The organism is Desulfofustis glycolicus DSM 9705, assembly GCF_900130015.1.
GTDB lineage: Bacteria > Desulfobacterota > Desulfobulbia > Desulfobulbales > Desulfocapsaceae > Desulfofustis > Desulfofustis glycolicus.
Genome location: NZ_FQXS01000004.1, coordinates 149,266 through 165,793, shown reverse-complemented (window position 1 = coordinate 165,793; position 16,528 = coordinate 149,266). Strand labels below are relative to the sequence as shown.

The following is a 16,528-nucleotide window of genomic DNA, read 5'->3' as shown; positions in this document are numbered from 1 at the left end:
CCAAACTGTGAGCGTCACAGTTATCAAGGCTGATACATTGCCTGCACTTCGGCCGAATAGGCACCATTGCGCGAGCGGTACAGATAACAGGGCGGCAGGATGTGCGCCCCCGGCCCGCCGTTTTTAACGCTTTCGACCAGAACAAGCTTGGCCGTAGCCGTCGGGCCGGGAAAAGAATAGACGAACTGCAGCCGTTTTGGTTCCAGGCGCCGCCGGGTCAATGCGCCGATCAATTCGGCAACCTGCGGGGCCGGATAGATGAAAGCGGTACGTCCTCGATTTTTCAGGCAATAGGCGGCACCATCGACAAACCTCTGCAGGCCGTTCGCACTCTGGTGTCTGGCGGTCGTCTCCTGCTCGCCCCCACAGAGACGCCCCGAACCGGACCTGAAAAACGGCGGGTTGGCGATCACCAGTGAAAAGGATTCCGCCGGGAGCAATCGATCGACAGCTTCCACCTGTCCGAGGACGAGTCGGAAGCTGTCTTGATACCCGTTGTCGATACGGTTTTGGACAGCCAGTTCCAGCAATTCTGCCTGTCGTTCGATACCGGTTACCGAGATGTTCCGGTAACCGTGGCGAAACAGCAGGATCAGTCCGACGATGCCGCAACCGGTTCCCAAATCCAGCACGGTCTCCCCGGTGCGCACAGTCGGAAAGTGGCTGAGCAGCACTGAGTCTACGGAAAAACGATACCCCCGACGATATTGGTGGCAGATGAGCGAGCCGTTAAAGAGGGTGTCTTCCCGAGTCGGGGAATCGGCCACCTCCTGTTGCTCATGCCGCGGGGTGGCACTCGTGTGCATCGTCTTGTGGAAACACGTTCATTACCAGGCCGGTGACGACCTTCGGGTAAAAATATGTTGATTTGTGCGGCATGAAGAGCCCGGCATCGGAAACCGCTTTTACCTGTGCGATACTCGTGGCATTGACCAGAAAGAGAAGCGGTGTGCCCGAGTCCTGAAACGCACTCAGTTTGACGCTTGTGTCAAGGGCTTGTGCCAGATCGCTGTGATACGTAATCAGGCCCTCTTGTTCGCATCGATGCTGGTCGAGACCGAGTGATTCCTCAACGATCAGGTCATTGAGCATTACCGCATCCAACTGCCGTAGACTGGCCGGCCGGGATGTCAGACGCTGCTTGGCGAGATCGTTTGTGCGCAGCACGAAGCCTCGATCTTCCGCGGCGAAATAACAACCGAAGACACCGGCCTCGCCAGTCTTGATGCCGGCACGCACCTCTTCCATCCGGCTGAGCAGGTCCTGGAGCAGTGCCTCTCGACTGGCGCCGCGTACCTCCTCGACAGAGAATAAGGTGCGGAGTTTCTCGAGAAAGGCGGTCAACGTAAACGCGCCGGGGTAACGTATCAGGCGATGGGTCGGCAAAATGGTCAACCCATCGTCTTCGATCGGGCTGAGATACATCATGATGTACTGTTCCGGGCCGTCCGCTGAGGCTGCTTTTTTGCTATAGGAGAGCGCGGTCACATAGCGATGATGTCCGTCGGCGATATACAATGTCCGGTCGGTGAGAACCTGTTGAATGGAGTCAATGGTTGGCCGATCAACAATTCGCCACAATCGATGGCTGTTGCCGTCATTGTCGACGACATGGTACAGAGGCTGATCGCGGTGACGATCGAGCAGGTCGAGCACTCGTCGAGACGGATCGGAAAAGACCGAGAAGACCTGACTGAACTGTGCCCGGCAGGCCTGCGTCAAGGCGAGACGATCATCAACGACGGTGGAGAATGTCTTTTCGTGTGGTTTGACGATTCCTTCGGAAAAATCGGTCAATTTGACGAGACAGACGAACCCCCGCCTTGTTTTTTTCCCGCCGGCAGCCGCGCTGTATTCGACATCGTATGGGTAGATGGCCGCTTCTTCGTCCTGCAGCAGGATGCCTTCGCGACGCCATTGTTCAAGCAGAACCGCTGCCCGCCGATGCCGCGCTGCGTCTGTCGAGGGCGGAGGGCCCGGAGAAGTGGGCAGATCGAGATGGATCACATTGTAGGGGTTGCGTTCGGAAAACGTGCCGCTCAACCGGGCATCGATCACATCGTACGGGGGCGTAATCAGGTCTTCGAGGCGGCCCGCTCTGTCCGTATCGTATCTGACTCCTTTAAAGGCTTTAATGACGGCCATATCCTTTCCGTTCTTGTCTGTTGGGGTATTGGTTATTATGGTAGCACGTAACCGGGCTAGCACCGCCGGCAATTGATCGTGCCGATATTCCCGAAAGAGTATATCTGGCCGATACCTTACAACATCTTCAACAAACAGGAAATGATATGTACGATATTTTTATCAAGACGCATTTTTCCAGCGGCCATCACCTTCGCGACTACCCCGGTAACTGCGAATTTCCTCACGGCCACAACTGGCATGTAACGGTAACGGTCAGGGCCGAAGAACTTGATGAGATCGGCATGGGAATCGATTTCAAGGTCCTCAAAAAAGAAGTCAACAAGATCGTCGATCATCTGGATCACAAAAACCTGAACGATCTCGAAGCCTTTTCTCGAATCAACCCCTCTTCTGAAAATATCGCCCGCTATATTTTCGAGCAGTTGCAACCGATTTTGCACGACGAGCGCTATCGACTGCATGCGGTTACCGTCTACGAGACCGATAATGCCGGTCTTACCTACTACGGTTCCGGCCCGCATGCTTGAGGTTGCCGAGCTGTTTTATTCCCTGCAGGGCGAATCGAGCCTGGCCGGTTTTCCCTGTGTCTTTGTCCGCCTCGCCGGCTGCAATCTCCGTTGTTGCTATTGCGATGCCCGCTACACCTACGAAGAAACGAGCACCATCAGGAGTATTGACGATATCGTTGCCGCTGTGAACGGCTATCGATGTCCGCTGGTCGAGATCACCGGCGGCGAACCGCTCGTTCAAGAAGAAACGGCGGCCCTCTGTGCGACACTACTGGGCCGAGGCTTCCAGGTGCTCTTGGAGACCAACGGTTCCCAGTCGCTGGCCCAGGTGCCCGATCAGGTCCGGATTATCATGGACATCAAGTGTCCGGGGAGCGGCATGGCCGAGTCCCTGCATCTGCCGAATCTCGATCTGCTTCTTGCACGCAGGCAGCGTAATGGCAGGAAAGATGAAATAAAGTTTGTCCTCTGTTCAGCGGAAGATTACCGCTGGGCCCGGGATTTCGTCAGTTGTCATCGCCTGCATGAGTATGCCGAATTGTTGTTTTCTCCGGTGATTCAGCAATTTCCCGCTACCGATTGTGCCGAGTTACTCCTTCGTGATCATCTTCCGGTTCGCCTGCAGCTGCAATTGCATAGCCTGCTTTGGCCTGGAGAAAGCCGTGGAAAATAGCAGAAACACGCCGATTTCTTTTTCATTTTTTTCCACTGTTGCTATAGTGTCCTGACCCATCTCCGCATGTTTAGCCAATACAGGAACCTATCATGAAAACCACAGATTCGATAACAATCGGTATCCTCGGCCTGGGTTATGTCGGCCTGCCGCTGGCCGTCGAGTTCGGCAAGCAGCACCAAACCGTCGGTTTTGATCTGAAACTCCAGCGGATCGAGCAACTGCAGGCCGGTTTCGATGTAACCCGGGAAGTAACGGCCACGGAGCTTGCCGGAGCGAAGCACGTACGTTTCACCGTTGACAGCGATCAACTTGCCGCGTGCAATTACTTTATCGTCACGGTTCCGACGCCGATCGATGATTCGAAACGTCCCAACCTGCAGCCGTTGATCTCGGCATCGGAGATCGTCGGCCGCTACCTGAAACAGGGAGACATTGTCATTTATGAATCAACGGTCTATCCCGGTGCCACCGAAGAGGTCTGCGTGCCGATCCTGGAGCGTTTCTCCGGCCTGGTTTTCAATACCGATTTCTATTGCGGTTACAGCCCGGAACGGATCAATCCCGGTGACCATCGACACCGGCTCAGCAGCATCGTCAAGGTGACTTCCGGCTCCACAACCGCCGCCGCCGACAAGGTCGATGCGCTCTATCGATCGATAATCGGCGCCGGCACCTTTCGTGCCAGCTCCATCAAGGTTGCCGAGGCCGCCAAAGTCATCGAGAACACCCAGCGGGACGTCAATATAGCATTGATCAACGAGCTGGCGATGATCTTTGATCGACTCGGTATCAATACCAAGGAAGTGCTGGCGGCGGCCGGCACCAAATGGAATTTTCTCCCCTTCTCTCCCGGCCTCGTCGGCGGCCACTGCATCGGCGTCGATCCATACTACCTGACGCATAAGGCGCAGCAGGTCGGTTATCATCCGGCGATGATCCTGGCTGGCCGGAGACTCAACGACGATATGGGAAAATATGTCGCCAATCGGGTGATCAAGCTGATGATCCGGCGCGGCATCGAGATGCCTTCGGCGCGTATTCTGGTGATGGGCCTGACCTTTAAAGAGAATTGTCCCGATTTGAGAAACACCCGGGTCATCGATATCATCGATGAACTCAAGGATTACGGTTTGACGGTTGATGTGGTCGATCCCTGGGTTGACGCCGCCGAAGCCGAAACAGAATACCGGGTAACGGTCGTCACTACCCCGCGACAGGCCGACTACGATGCCATCGTCCTGGCCGTCGCTCACCAGGAATTCTGCGAGATGCCGATAGATGAGATCAAGGGCTGGCTGAAAGAGCGTGCCGTCCTGTTCGACGTCAAACAGCTGTTGCCGGTAGATCAGATCGACGGTTCGCTCTAACCACCACTCCCCGCCTTTCGATCACGGCTCGTTTGCCGGAGACCTGTCGAGCAGCACCAGGGTAGCTCCCCAACTACCACGCGTTTCATCGGCGAGATGGAAGGAGCGAACCTGCGGAAGCCTACCCAGTAGATGGTGGACGGTGCGACGAAGCACGCCCCTGCCCTTGCCGTGGATCAGCCGCACTTCGTAAATCCCGTGAAGCCGGCATTGCTCAAGGTAATCGGGAATCAGAGAGGGGAAGTCTTTCGGAGAGAAATGGTGCAGATCGAGGGTGCCGTCGATGGCGATCGCAACCGGCTCGTCAGGATCGGTTTCAGGCGAGGTCACTGCCGCACCTCCGTTGTCCGTCGACCGGCGCCACCTATCAGGCTGACGGCAAGGTCTGCGGCTCGATCGGAAGCACCGGCACTGCCGAGCAGGCCCCTGACCCGGGCAAAGTCCTCTTTCATTCGAGCCCGCCGCAGCGGGTCATGCACCAGCTGATACAATTCGTCGCTGATCCGGTCGGCCCGCGCTTCATTCTGGAGTAGTTCCGGCACGACCTCGTCGCCGGCGATCAGGTTGACCAGAGCGAAGTACGGAACGTTTACCAGCAGTCTGCCGATCTGGTAGGTTAACGGAGATAGTTTATAAGCCACCACCATCGGCGTGCCGAGCAGCAGCACTTCCAGTGTTACGGTGCCCGACGCGGCCATAACTGCATCGCAGGCAGCCATCAGGTCGTAGCGCCGGCTGGTGATGATTCGGATATCGATAATGGAGCGATAGCGGTCGACCCCGTTGTCCGCCAATTCCTCTTCGGCAACAGTTGATGCCTGCGGGATCAGGAACACCGGGCGGGTTGCGGCACGTCGCTGATATACCGCCGCCGCCTCCAGAAAGATCGGCAGCAATTGTCTGATCTCTTTCGTACGGCTGCCCGGCAGAATGCCGATCAGCGGTCGTGACGCGTCGATATCGAACATCGTGCAGAAGGCCTTGCGGGAAATATCGGCCCGAACTGAATCGAGGAGTGGATGACCGACATAGTGGGCGGCGACGCCGCGCGAGCGATAGAAGTCTTCTTCAAAGGGGAGGATGACACCGATGGTATCGGTCACCCTGCCGATGGTCTTGACGCGTCCCGAACGCCAGGCCCAGACCTGAGGGCTGATATAGTAGAAAACGGGAATGCCGAGTTTTTTCGCTTTGGCGGCCAGCATCAGATTAAAATCCGGAAAGTCGATCAGAATGAGCAGGCGTGGCCGGTGTTCCGCAAGTCTGCGGCGCAGCAGTTTCTGTGCGGTGATTATATCGGCGAGATGGGAAATCACTTCGAAAAAGCCGACGACGGCGATCTTCGACGACGGGAAGAGAATATCGACTCCCGCCGCCGCCAACTCGACGCCGCCGATCCCGCTCACCAGGAGATCGGGCTGCCGGGCCCGCATCGCCGTGATCAGTCGGCTGCCGTGGAGATCGCCGGACGCCTCGCCGGCGACGATCATGATCTCGGTGCTCATGGTCCGGTGGACGTCTTGATTCGGCTGAACAATTCGAGACTTTGATGCTCCCTGATCTGATCCATTACCTGCAGAACCACTTCGAGTGCCTTACGGCCGTCGCTACCGCTGACGATTGGTGTCGCCCGCCGGCGGACATGATCAATGAAATGTTCTATTTCGTTGTATAACGCATCCTGCCCGGCAAAGGATTCGACCTCTATGTCATGTTTCGGCATGCCGCTGGCGAGCACACCCTCACCGAGTTTGATGGTCATGACTTTTTTGTTGGCGAAGTCGACGTTGATATAGGAACCGGGTTGAAAAATCCGCATTTTCCTGATGTTGGTCAGCGAAATACGGGAGACGGTGATGTTGGCCGTTGCACCGTTTTCGAAAATAAGGCGGGCGTTGGCGATATCGGTTGTGCCGGTTACGACGGGCGCTCCGACGGTGTGAATGGTCTTGAGCGGCGAATCGATAATGGTCAGGATGATATCGATATCGTGAATCATCAGATCGAGAACGACATCGACATCGACGCCCCGTTGCTTAAAGGTCGATATGCGGTTGCTCTCGATGAAAACCGGCGTCGTCAAAAACGGCTTGATGGCCATGACCGCCGGATTGAAGCGTTCCAGGTGCCCGACCTGAAAGACGCTGTTGTGTCGATCGGCCAGCTCGATCAACTCGTCTGCTTCGGCCAGCGTGACGGTCATCGGTTTTTCCAGCAGCAGATCGACCCCTCGCTCGATACAGTACTTGGCAACCGGATGATGCAGACTGGTCGGCACGACGATGGAGACGGCATCGATAGCGGCCACGAGTTCCCGATAATCGGTGTAGGCACTGCATCCGCATTCGGTGGCCACCTCTTGCGCACGCACCGTATCGACGTCGGCAACTCCGACGAGTTCAACCCCGGGCAACGCCGCATATTTCTGGGCGTGAAATCGCCCGAGATAACCGACCCCGATCACCCCTGCCTTGATCTGTTTCATAGGTTGTTCACGATGCTCATGTTTCGGCGGGAGACAGCAGCCCTGTCGAATTTTGGTGAAGATGTGACCGTGGTGTCGTTCAGATACCCAAATAGGCCTTCTGAACGGCGGTATTCTGCAGCAGACTCTGGGCCGATCCGGTCAATGAAATCTTTCCGTTTTCGATGACATAACCCCGATGGGCGATTTGCAGCGCCTGATTGGCGTTTTGCTCGACCAGAAAAATGGTGGTATTGTTCTCCTCGTTGATCTTCTTGATGATCTCAAAAATCTGTTTGATGATCAGCGGGGCCAGTCCCATGGACGGTTCATCGAGCAGCAACAACTGCGGTCGGGCCATCAGGGCGCGAGACATGGCCAGCATCTGCTGTTCTCCGCCGCTCAGCGTACCACCGTCCTGGTTGCGGCGCTCGGCAAGAATCGGAAAGAGCGAAAAGACATAATCGATGTCCTGCTTGATCTGTTTCGTGTCCTTCCGCAGAAATGCCCCCATATCAAGATTTTCGCGAACCGTCAGCTGAGGGAAAATGTGGCGTCCTTCGGGGACCTGACAGACCCCTCTCTTGACGATAGCATCGGTATCGAGGTCTTGGATTTCCTCATCGTTAAGGCTGATTTTGCCGGCACGGCAGCGAACGACACCAGAGATCGTCATCAGGGTGGTGCTTTTGCCGGCCCCGTTGGCGCCGATCAGAGTGATGATTTCCCCTTCGCTAATCTCTAGGCTGATGCCGCGTACGGCGAGAATATTACCGTAACCGGACTGGACGTTTTCAAGTTTAAGCATCTACTTCTTCACCGAGATAGGCTGTGATGACTGCAGGGTTCAGACGGATTTCTTCCGGACGGCCCTGAGCGATTTTCTTGCCGTAATCCATGACGAAGATGCGGTCAGAGAGGCTCATCACCAGTTTCATGTCGTGTTCTATGAGCAGAATCGACTGCCCGTCCGTGGCTATTTCCTGGATCAGGTTGACCAGTTCGATGGTTTCGTAAGGGTTCATGCCGGCTGCCGGTTCATCCAGCAACAGGAGCACCGGTTCAGTAGCCAGCGCCCGTGCGATCTCGAGTCGCCGCTGGGCGCCGTATGGCAGGTTCATCGCAAAATCGTTCTCAAAACGACTCAACCCGACTTTTTCAAGTATCCGGTGGCTCATCTCAATAATTTCTTCTTCTTCCCGACGAGTCCTCGGGCCACGAAAAAACGCGCCGATAACGAATGCTTTTGTCCTGCAGTGGCGGCCGATCATGACGTTTTCCAGCACGGTCATCATCGGAAACAGGCGAATATTCTGAAAAGTGCGCGCCAGACCGTGTTCAGTGACCTTGTTGGGTTTCAATCCTTTCAGGCTGATTTTTTTGTCTTTATCACGGCGGTAGAGGAAGATGTCGCCTTTGGTTGGCAGGTAGAGTCCGGTCAGACAATTGAAGAACGTCGTTTTGCCGGCTCCGTTCGGACCGATCAGTGCGGCGATTTCACCGCTCCGGACGTCAAGATCGAGGTTGTTCAGAGCGCGAACTCCCCCGAAGTCCATGGTCAGTCCGTGTACCTCAAGAATGGTCTCGCTCATATCGTCAAGCCTCGTCGCGATTCCGGGGTTTGTACGTGTAGGTGCGCCTGATGCTGGCTATGATCCCTTGCGGACGAAAGACCATCATGCAGACGAGAATGGCGCCGAACGCGAGCATGCGAAACTCCGACAGCGCTCGAAGATATTCGGGGAGCAGGATCAGAACGAGAGCACCGATGATAACTCCGATGATGGATCCCATACCGCCGAGGACGACGATGGAGAGGATGATCGCCGACTCCAGAAATGTGAAGCTTGCCGGGTTGATAAACGTCGTTTTTGCCGCGAACACGACCCCGATGATGCCCGCCCATAAAGCGCCGAGCGAAAAGGCCGCCAGCTTGGTCTTGATCTTGTCGATACCCATGGCCTGGCAGGCGATCTCATCTTCACGCAAGGCGATCCAGGCGCGCCCCAACCGCGAGTCCTGGAGCCGATTGACGAGAAAGATGGTGACGATGACAAAGAGGACCATCAGGTAATAGATATAGACGATGGCCATTTCCAGTGATAGCTCGATACCGAAAAAGCCGGGACGGGAAATATTGGAGATTCCCGACGGTCCCTGGGAAAAACCACCCCAGTTTTCCAATACCAGTCTGATGATTTCGCCAAAGCCGAGGGTCACGATAGCAAGGTAATCGCCGCGCAGCCGCAGAACCGGAAAACCGAGCAAAATGCCGAACATCGCGGCAAGCAGGCCACCGATCGGCAGTACGGCCCAGAAGCCAAGACCGAAATGATAGTTCAACAAGGCGTAGGAGTAGGCTCCGACAGCATAGAAAGCAACATAACCAAGATCGAGCAGACCGGCCAGACCGACCACAATATTGAGCCCGAGACCAAGCACCACGTACATCAGTGCGGTGGTCATGATGTTGACCTGATAGCTCGAAGTCAGGAAGGGAAATACGACGGCCGTGCCAAGCAGCACCCCATAGATCATATTACGATACTTCGGCACGATCAGCAGTCTATGGATCAGCGATCGTCCGGTGTTGTCGCCCTGTTGTTCGTCTTCGCCGCTCTGCTGCTCTTTTCTGTAGAGGAAATAGCGAAACAGTAACGACAGGACAAAGCTGCCGACAAGGACGTAGACGACATTCATCCATCGCCACTGCACTGTCTTCTCAATGGAGTTCACCTTGACGACCATGATCGGAAAGGTCAAAAAAACAAACCACAGAGAGATAAGTGCGGAGCGTTTCAGTTCTTGCAAAGTGAACATGGTTCTTTCATACCTTTTGTGTGTCCGCCTTGCCGAGCAGTCCTGACGGTTTGAAGATCAGGATCAGAACGAGCAGCGAAAAGGCGAAGACATCTTCGTAATCACTTGAGACATATCCGGTGGCAAAACTTTCCGTCAAACCGAGTACGACGGAGCCGAGGACCGCTCCGGGGATGGAGCCGATCCCGCCGAGTACGGCAGCGGTGAACGCCTTGATACCGGCGAGAAAACCGATGTAAAAATTGATCTGGCCGATGTGGGAAGCAATCAGCAGGCCACCGATTGCCGCCATCGATGAGCCGATGACAAAGGTCGCAGAGATAACACGGTTGACATTAATGCCTACCAACATGGCCATGGTACGATCCTGAGCGGTGGCACGCATGGCTTTGCCGATCCTGGTGTACTTGATGAGCACCATCAGGAAAATCATTGACACGGTGGTCGTAATCAGGATCACGAGATCGGTGGAGCCGACGATGTGGGCGATGGGCTCCATGAAGGCAAAATCGGGAATAAGTGTCGGAAATGGGAGGAAATCAGAAGTCTGTGCAAGCAGCACATAGTTTTGCAGAAACATCGACATGCCGATGGCACTGATCAGGGCCGACAGCCGCGGGGCATGTCGCAACGGTTTATAGGCGATTTTTTCAATGGTATACCCGTACGAGGCGGACCAGACCACGGCGGCAATACCGGTCAGCACGATAATGGCCAGCAGCGGTAGACCGAGAATGGTCAGGATGGTCGCAACGGTAAACGAGGTGAAGGCACCGATCATGTAAATTTCGCCATGGGCGAAATTGATCAGACCAATAATACCGTAGACCATGGTGTAGCCAAGAGCGATCAGCGCATAAATTGCGCCGCGCGACAGACCGCTGAAGAAAAGCTCGATGAAATAGTCCATAGGGATGATGAATCGGCAAAAAAAATTACCTGGGACGAGCCGTCTCTGCACTCAGTCCCAGGCAGGATATCACAGCGGGTAACCGTTATTTCAGTTCAACCCACTCACCATTTTGTACTTGATAGACCGAGAAGCCGACTCCGATGGCATCACCTTTCTCATCGAACGTGATCGATCCGAGCGGCGTTTCGACCGGTACCGTCTGCAAGGCCTTCTTCAATGCGGCCAGATCAGTAGAATCGGCATTTGCTGCAGCACTGGTCATGGCCAGCATGGCGCTGTAGGCATTCTCGAAAAAAGCACCGGGGTCGGTACCAAACATGTCTTTGTGTTCCTGGACGGCTTGCTGGGCCAACGGATTGTTGGAGGTGTCTTTCGGGCCAGAGGCATAGGCTCCTTCCGCATTTTCCTGAGCTACTTTGACGAAGGTCTGATCTTTCACGCCGTCATCGGAAATAAAGGTTGCATCAAGGCGCTTTTTCTTCATCATCGTGATGATTTTTGAAGCTTCCGGATGGTAGCCGCCGAAGATAACGGTTTCGGCCCCTGATTGCTTGACCTTCTGGACAACTGCCGAGTAGTCGACTTGACCCGGAGTTACCCCTTCGAACAGAACGACTTCGGCCTTGCCGGATGCTTCGATGAATTGTTTGGCAAATTCCGCAAATCCTTTGCCGTAGTCGCCTTTGTCATGAATCACCGCAATTTTCGTGTAGCCCATTGTTTCGATGGCAAAGTCGACATCGAGTTGAGCCTGGGCATCGTCAGGGGCGATTGTGCGAAAGAAGTTAGGATAGTCACCACTCTGGGTCAGCGGCGGATTGGTGGCCGATGGTGAAATGACCAGCAAGCCGGCATCGAGATAGATCGGCAAGGCGGCCTTGGTAGCGCCGGAGCAGATACCGCCGAGAATCATTTGGGCACCGTCGGATACCAGTTTTGTTGCGGTATTGGTGGCAATTTCCGGTTTGCAGACGGTATCTTCGATCAGGAGTTCGACCATCTTCCCGTTGATGCCGCCACTGGCATTGATCTTGTCGGCAATGATTTTCGCAGCGTTGACGGTCGGTAGTCCGTAGGACGCCAGATCACCGCTATGCGGACCGGCAACGCCGATCTTGATGGTATCGGCCGTTAAACCGGCGCCGGGCAGCGCGACGGTCATCAGGAAACCAGCGGCGACGGCAGCAATTTTCTTGTTCAGCTTGACACTCATGAATCCCTCCACATACACTTGAGTTGACAATCAATCACCCCTCCCCCGAAAACGCCATTTCTTCCGATGGTAAGGGCAGTAACCAGCAGATGCTGATAGTAGCCTTTTCCACATGAATTTGCAAAAAGGAATGACGTTTCTTAGTGTAATATCGCTCGAAGCGCAAGTGCTACGAACTTGAAAAACTGTCGAATCCGGTTTAAAAGCAGGCTGGTCGCCTGGAGCCTGTCTCGCTCCGGACGATCGTCCGACCGATGCCGACATTGTTTCGGCATAATTACGCAATCGATTTTCGACTATGAACAAACAACCACCTGAGCCGCCTTATTTTCTCGGCCGGCCGTTCAGCCCGCTCTATGCTCTGGCCATGAAGATTCGGGCCGGTCTTTATCGCCGCCGCGTCCTGACCACGCATCACTTCGACGTGCCGGTCATTTCCGTTGGCAACTTGACCATGGGTGGAACCGGAAAAACCCCCCTGGTGATCTACCTGGCCGACCTGCTCCGTTCGCGGGGCTACCGGCCGGCGGTCATTAGTCGCGGTTACCAAGGGGCAAGTCGCAACGATGTCAATATTGTTTGTGACCGGACGTCTCTGTCGGCCGACCCGCAGCAGGTCGGCGACGAACCGTACCTGATCGCCGACCGGCTCCGGGATGTGGTGGTCATGACCGGGAAAAAGCGACACCTGCCCTGTCGTGCGGCAATCGATGATTACGGTTGTAACGTGCTCATCCTCGACGACGGCTTTCAGCATCTCGCCGTTGCCCGATCGCTGGATCTGGTTCTCTTCGACGCCGACCATTTCGCCGGCAACAGCAGGGTGTTTCCCGGTGGCGAATTGCGGGAACCGATTTCGGCTCTGCACCGCTGTGATGCCTTTGTCTTGACCGGGGTAACGCTTGACAACCAGCAGCGTGCCGACGCCTGTGCGCAACTCCTGACGACGCGATTTGCCGGGAAACCGGTTATCCGGGTGAACCGACGTTACGCCCGCTTCGTCCGCCATGAAATGAGCCCCAGCGGTCCTCGAAGTTCGGTCGTCGATCTGGCCGACATCCCCCGGCCGCTATCCTGTTTCTGCGCCATAGCCAGACCGGAGCGACTGACCGCGTCTCTGGCCGCACTGAATATCGAGATCAGCGCGTTCACATGGTTCACCGATCACCACCGAATCAGTGAAAACGAACTCGCCGTCCTTACCGAAAAAGCAGTGACAAGCGGCGCCCAGGGGCTCCTGACAACGGAAAAAGACATGACGAAACTCAAAAGACTTGTGCCAAGCGCCACGCTTCCCATTTTTGTCCCAATCCTGGAAATACCCGATAACCGGCAGCTCAACGCCTTGGTTTTCGATGCCCTGAAGAGCTGATGCAACGCAGATAGCTGCAGAGATCAACGATATATCATGGTGTTTCTTTTGCACGTTGTGTGGTTTTTGCGACACGCCTCCCCTCTCTCAACGGTTCCGGAAATTCATTCGTATCTGCTTGGAAATATGAAGATAGTTACACATCGTTGCGGTTTCGATCGTGCTTCTGTTGCCATGGATTGATATTTGCAAGCAATTTCGGATAATACCGTCTCTCCATAGATCATCGCGCCGATGGCGACCAGATACGACTGAATGATATGTACGATATGTTTGACCCTCATCAACACACCATTAAGCATCCGACCAGCTGCTGCGGGATCGGATTGCATTCCGGTCGCACTGCCAACCTGACGATAAAACCGGCTCCGGTCGACAACGGCATCCGATTCTTCAGAACCGATCTGGGCGACAATATCTCTGTCAAAGCGCACATGGACAAGGTGATCGATACCCGATTAGCGACCACCATCGGCGAAAAGGGCGCCGTTGTCGCCACTACTGAGCACCTGCTTGCCGCGCTGCGCAGCAGTGATATCGACAACGTCGATATAGAAATAGACTCCAGCGAAGTACCGATCATGGACGGCAGTGCAGAGCCGTTTATCAAGCTGCTGAAGAGTGCCGGGAAAACCAGACAGGAAGGGTTGCGCAAACTCCTGCGGATCACCAGGCCGATCACCTATAGCGACCGCGACACTACTATCGTCGTGACACCCTACAATGGGTTCAAGGTGACCGGCGAGATCAGTTTTGATGATGCCCTGATCAAAACACAAACCTATACCATCGATTTCGATCCGGAACGTTTCTGCCGGGAAATCGCCCGGGCACGCACCTTCGGTTATGTTGAGCAGGTAGAAGAGTTATGGGCCAATGGTCTCGCTCTCGGCGGAACGCTGGAAAATGTCATTGCCATTCATTGGAACCGGACCTCGGTGCTCAATGAGGACGGCCTGCGCTACCAGGATGAGTTCATCAGGCACAAGGTGCTCGACCTGGTCGGCGATTTGACCCTGCTCGGATGCCCGCTACTCGGGCACGTTTCGGCATACAAGGCCGGACATAGTCAGCATCTCGGTTTTATGGAGGCGATTGCCGATGCGCCTGACTGCTGGGAATTGATTGAGCTGGAAAAAAACGGCTGCCATGCGGTTATTGACCGGAAAACGGCAATGACCCGGACGAGTGATGCACTGGTCATGCCGTTTTTCCGCGGCCGTCACAGCGACGCCCTGCCTGCGGCTTGTTGATAGCCAACCGGTTCCGACCGGCTGGCTCATTCAGTCGCCGATGATCTTCACCAACACCCGTTTTCGCCGTCTACCGTCGAACTCTCCGTAGAAAATCTGTTCCCAGGTGCCGAAGTCGAGTTTGCCATCGGTAACCGCCACTACCACTTCCCGTCCCATGATCTGTCGCTTCAGATGAGCGTCAGCATTGTCCTCAAGGCCATTGTGTCGATACTGATTGACCGGCTCGTGCGGTGCCAAACGTTCCAACCACTGCTCATAGTCGTGATGCAACCCCGCCTCGTCGTCGTTGATAAAAACCGAGGCGGTGATATGCATCGCGTTCACGAGAACCAATCCCTCTTTGATCCGGCTTTCCGCAAGGCATTTTTCCACATCTTCGGTAATATTCACGAAGCCTCTTCTTGCCGGAATGTTATACCACAACTCCTGACGATAACTTTTCATTTCAGCCTCCTTTGTTCTCGTGCCGCGAACCCTACCAACCGCCTGAAAAACTACAGATACCTGGCTCAAACCTTCACCTGAGAATTCATTGCAATTGATGCAGAGAGGGGCGTATCGAACAGGATAATCGTTTCATCGTGTCGTGTGCAGAACTTGTTCATCAAGCTTTATGCAAGAACTGGCCATCGTGTCCGGTGCCATCGGTGGGCAAGAGTTTTTTTATTGTTCAGTGTTTTTCTTCATGATATCGTAGAGGCGCTTCTCGGCTCGGTAACTCTCATGTTCCGCCACAAGGGTCTGCAGGCGGTGCAACCCGGGAAAGCCGACACGTTGTTCGCAGGCCCATTCCCTGGCAAAACTGCCGTCACGCAGTTCGTCGACGACTCTGGTCATATGGGCCTTGAGTTCCGGACCAGCGCCGAGCCGGGCCCGGGAAAGCTGACCGAATTGGCTGGTTCGGGAATGGAGTTTTAACTGATCCCAGATACCAAGTTCTGAATAGGCCGCCGCGATTTGTTCCGGTTCGCCGGAAGCATACAGTTCTAATAATATCGCTGAAGGACTGAGCCCATAACTGATGAGAACGTCAAACGCCATCCTGAAGGCCCATAATTGTATTCCGCACATCGCCTGTTCGTTGAAGAGATCGAGAATGGTTTCCTCTTCGAAGCTCGACGCCAAGGCTCCCATCTTTGTGGCGCCAATCCCTTTGGCCAAGGAGAGGAGTCTCGGCCAAGCTTGACCGGAACCATCCTGCTGGACGGAGATGAGGGCCGGGTAGCCCTGCCCGCTGACGAACCGATCGCGCACGCCCTTACCGATCATCCGCGGGGCCAAAAGGACGACATCAAGAGCCGGGTCCGGCACGATAAATCCATAGTATACATTGTAACCGCTGGCAAAAATAATCATTTGCTCGGCAAGCATGAACGGGGCGATCTGTTCGTCGTAGACTCGGGGCATGATTTCGTCCGGAATCAAGACGAAAACTGCGTCGGCCTGCTTGACTGCCTCGGTCACGTTCATGACAGCAAACCCATCCGCTACAGCTTGTTCCAGAGTTGCATCGGATTGTCCCCCGATGATGACCTTGAAACCGTTATCGGCCAGGTTCAGCGCCTGACTTCGACCTTGATTCCCGTAACCGATAACGGCGAGGGTTTTACCATTCATGATTGCCAGGTCTGCATCGTTATCAAAGAAAAATCTTTCTTCTTTTGCCATTGGTTATCCCCTCCACAAGTTTGTTTTGAGATCGACGACAGGTGTCCTGTTTCCTTGCATTAAACCTCATTTTCCCTTAAGTTGACGGACATAGGCTTATGGTCCGCCGTCACTGCCGTTTA

Annotated in this window: 17 protein-coding genes; 5 read left to right on the top strand and 12 right to left on the bottom strand. The window is 54.9% G+C overall.

Annotation, left to right across the window (positions count from 1 at the left end; all coding sequences use genetic code 11):
- Positions 1-23: 23 nt before the first annotated feature.
- Positions 24-806, bottom strand: coding sequence for a tRNA1(Val) (adenine(37)-N6)-methyltransferase (locus BUC26_RS05240; protein ID WP_073373944.1), 783 nt, complete (start codon positions 804-806; stop codon positions 24-26).
- Positions 778-2,145 carry a DUF1015 domain-containing protein gene (locus BUC26_RS05235; RefSeq protein WP_073373942.1) on the bottom strand — a complete coding sequence of 456 codons (1,368 nt, stop codon included), beginning with the start codon at positions 2,143-2,145 and terminating at the stop codon, positions 778-780. The genes BUC26_RS05240 and BUC26_RS05235 overlap by 29 nt, the downstream gene beginning before the upstream one ends.
- A gap of 146 nt (positions 2,146-2,291) precedes the next feature.
- Here BUC26_RS05235 and queD point away from each other — a divergent pair, with 146 nt between their 5' ends.
- The 3 genes from queD to tviB all read left to right on the top strand — a co-directional run bounded on the left by queD (position 2,292) and on the right by tviB (position 4,700).
- Entirely contained in the window at positions 2,292-2,675 is a 384-nt protein-coding gene (gene queD, locus BUC26_RS05230) for a 6-carboxytetrahydropterin synthase QueD (protein ID WP_073373940.1), read from the top strand.
- Complete coding sequence (locus BUC26_RS05225; RefSeq protein ID WP_143165914.1) at positions 2,635-3,330, top strand: radical SAM protein; 696 nt, start codon at positions 2,635-2,637, stop codon at positions 3,328-3,330. Before queD ends, BUC26_RS05225 begins: the two co-directional genes overlap by 41 nt.
- A gap of 92 nt (positions 3,331-3,422) precedes the next feature.
- Complete coding sequence (gene tviB, locus BUC26_RS05220) at positions 3,423-4,700, top strand: Vi polysaccharide biosynthesis UDP-N-acetylglucosamine C-6 dehydrogenase TviB (RefSeq protein WP_073373936.1); 1,278 nt, start codon at positions 3,423-3,425, stop codon at positions 4,698-4,700.
- A 21-nt stretch (positions 4,701-4,721) separates the two neighbouring features.
- On the opposite strand, the gene BUC26_RS05215 is transcribed toward tviB, so the two are convergent.
- The 8 genes from BUC26_RS05215 to BUC26_RS05180 form a co-directional block, all read right to left on the bottom strand.
- Positions 4,722-5,030: a Smr/MutS family protein gene (locus BUC26_RS05215; RefSeq protein ID WP_073373934.1), complete on the bottom strand. Its 309-nt coding sequence runs from the start codon at positions 5,028-5,030 to the stop codon at positions 4,722-4,724.
- Complete coding sequence (lpxB, locus tag BUC26_RS05210; RefSeq protein WP_073373932.1) at positions 5,027-6,205, bottom strand: lipid-A-disaccharide synthase; 1,179 nt, start codon at positions 6,203-6,205, stop codon at positions 5,027-5,029. Before lpxB ends, BUC26_RS05215 begins: the two co-directional genes overlap by 4 nt.
- A complete protein-coding gene (locus BUC26_RS05205) occupies positions 6,202-7,185 on the bottom strand; it encodes a Gfo/Idh/MocA family protein (RefSeq protein WP_073373930.1) in 984 nt (327 codons plus the stop codon). The genes lpxB and BUC26_RS05205 overlap by 4 nt, the downstream gene beginning before the upstream one ends.
- 79 nt (positions 7,186-7,264) lie before the next feature.
- Positions 7,265-7,972, bottom strand: a complete 708-nt coding sequence (locus BUC26_RS05200; protein ID WP_073373928.1) for an ABC transporter ATP-binding protein — start codon at positions 7,970-7,972, stop codon at positions 7,265-7,267.
- Complete coding sequence (locus BUC26_RS05195; protein WP_073373925.1) at positions 7,965-8,756, bottom strand: ABC transporter ATP-binding protein; 792 nt, start codon at positions 8,754-8,756, stop codon at positions 7,965-7,967. The genes BUC26_RS05200 and BUC26_RS05195 overlap by 8 nt, the downstream gene beginning before the upstream one ends.
- Positions 8,757-8,760: 4 nt before the next feature.
- A complete protein-coding gene (locus BUC26_RS05190; RefSeq protein WP_073374083.1) occupies positions 8,761-9,975 on the bottom strand; it encodes an ABC transporter permease subunit in 1,215 nt (404 codons plus the stop codon).
- 16 nt (positions 9,976-9,991) lie between these two features.
- Positions 9,992-10,894 (bottom strand): branched-chain amino acid ABC transporter permease, encoded by a 903-nt coding sequence (locus BUC26_RS05185; RefSeq protein WP_073373923.1) that lies wholly within the window; start codon positions 10,892-10,894, stop codon positions 9,992-9,994.
- A gap of 85 nt (positions 10,895-10,979) precedes the next feature.
- Positions 10,980-11,981 (bottom strand): branched-chain amino acid ABC transporter substrate-binding protein, encoded by a 1,002-nt coding sequence (locus BUC26_RS05180; protein WP_425267074.1) that lies wholly within the window; start codon positions 11,979-11,981, stop codon positions 10,980-10,982.
- A gap of 427 nt (positions 11,982-12,408) precedes the next feature.
- On the opposite strand from BUC26_RS05180, the gene lpxK reads away from it, so the two are divergent.
- Positions 12,409-13,482, top strand: coding sequence for a tetraacyldisaccharide 4'-kinase (lpxK, locus tag BUC26_RS05175; protein ID WP_073373918.1), 1,074 nt, complete (start codon positions 12,409-12,411; stop codon positions 13,480-13,482).
- Positions 13,483-13,751: 269 nt separating this feature from the next.
- Positions 13,752-14,735 (top strand): UDP-3-O-acyl-N-acetylglucosamine deacetylase, encoded by a 984-nt coding sequence (lpxC, locus tag BUC26_RS05170; protein WP_073374081.1) that lies wholly within the window; start codon positions 13,752-13,754, stop codon positions 14,733-14,735.
- 30 nt (positions 14,736-14,765) lie between these two features.
- Here lpxC and BUC26_RS05165 read toward each other — a convergent pair whose 3' ends face one another.
- Together BUC26_RS05165 and ilvC are read right to left on the bottom strand one after the other, a co-directional pair.
- Positions 14,766-15,182 carry a secondary thiamine-phosphate synthase enzyme YjbQ gene (locus tag BUC26_RS05165; protein ID WP_073373916.1) on the bottom strand — a complete coding sequence of 139 codons (417 nt, stop codon included), beginning with the start codon at positions 15,180-15,182 and terminating at the stop codon, positions 14,766-14,768.
- Between the two features lie 219 nt (positions 15,183-15,401).
- Complete coding sequence (gene ilvC, locus BUC26_RS05160; RefSeq protein ID WP_073373914.1) at positions 15,402-16,406, bottom strand: ketol-acid reductoisomerase; 1,005 nt, start codon at positions 16,404-16,406, stop codon at positions 15,402-15,404.
- Positions 16,407-16,528: the final 122 nt, after the last annotated feature.

Coding starts and splice junctions, on each gene's coding strand:
- BUC26_RS05240 (WP_073373944.1), bottom strand. CDS start 806: ATGCACACGAGTGCCACCCCGCGGCATGAGCAACAGGAGGTGGCCGAT.
- BUC26_RS05235 (WP_073373942.1), bottom strand. CDS start 2,145: ATGGCCGTCATTAAAGCCTTTAAAGGAGTCAGATACGATACGGACAGA.
- queD (WP_073373940.1), top strand. CDS start 2,292: ATGTACGATATTTTTATCAAGACGCATTTTTCCAGCGGCCATCACCTT.
- BUC26_RS05225 (WP_143165914.1), top strand. CDS start 2,635: ATGCCGGTCTTACCTACTACGGTTCCGGCCCGCATGCTTGAGGTTGCC.
- tviB (WP_073373936.1), top strand. CDS start 3,423: ATGAAAACCACAGATTCGATAACAATCGGTATCCTCGGCCTGGGTTAT.
- lpxB (WP_073373932.1), bottom strand. CDS start 6,205: ATGAGCACCGAGATCATGATCGTCGCCGGCGAGGCGTCCGGCGATCTC.
- BUC26_RS05205 (WP_073373930.1), bottom strand. CDS start 7,185: ATGAAACAGATCAAGGCAGGGGTGATCGGGGTCGGTTATCTCGGGCGA.
- BUC26_RS05200 (WP_073373928.1), bottom strand. CDS start 7,972: ATGCTTAAACTTGAAAACGTCCAGTCCGGTTACGGTAATATTCTCGCC.
- BUC26_RS05195 (WP_073373925.1), bottom strand. CDS start 8,756: ATGAGCGAGACCATTCTTGAGGTACACGGACTGACCATGGACTTCGGG.
- BUC26_RS05185 (WP_073373923.1), bottom strand. CDS start 10,894: ATGGACTATTTCATCGAGCTTTTCTTCAGCGGTCTGTCGCGCGGCGCA.
- lpxK (WP_073373918.1), top strand. CDS start 12,409: ATGAACAAACAACCACCTGAGCCGCCTTATTTTCTCGGCCGGCCGTTC.
- lpxC (WP_073374081.1), top strand. CDS start 13,752: ATGTTTGACCCTCATCAACACACCATTAAGCATCCGACCAGCTGCTGC.
- BUC26_RS05165 (WP_073373916.1), bottom strand. CDS start 15,182: ATGAAAAGTTATCGTCAGGAGTTGTGGTATAACATTCCGGCAAGAAGA.
- ilvC (WP_073373914.1), bottom strand. CDS start 16,406: ATGGCAAAAGAAGAAAGATTTTTCTTTGATAACGATGCAGACCTGGCA.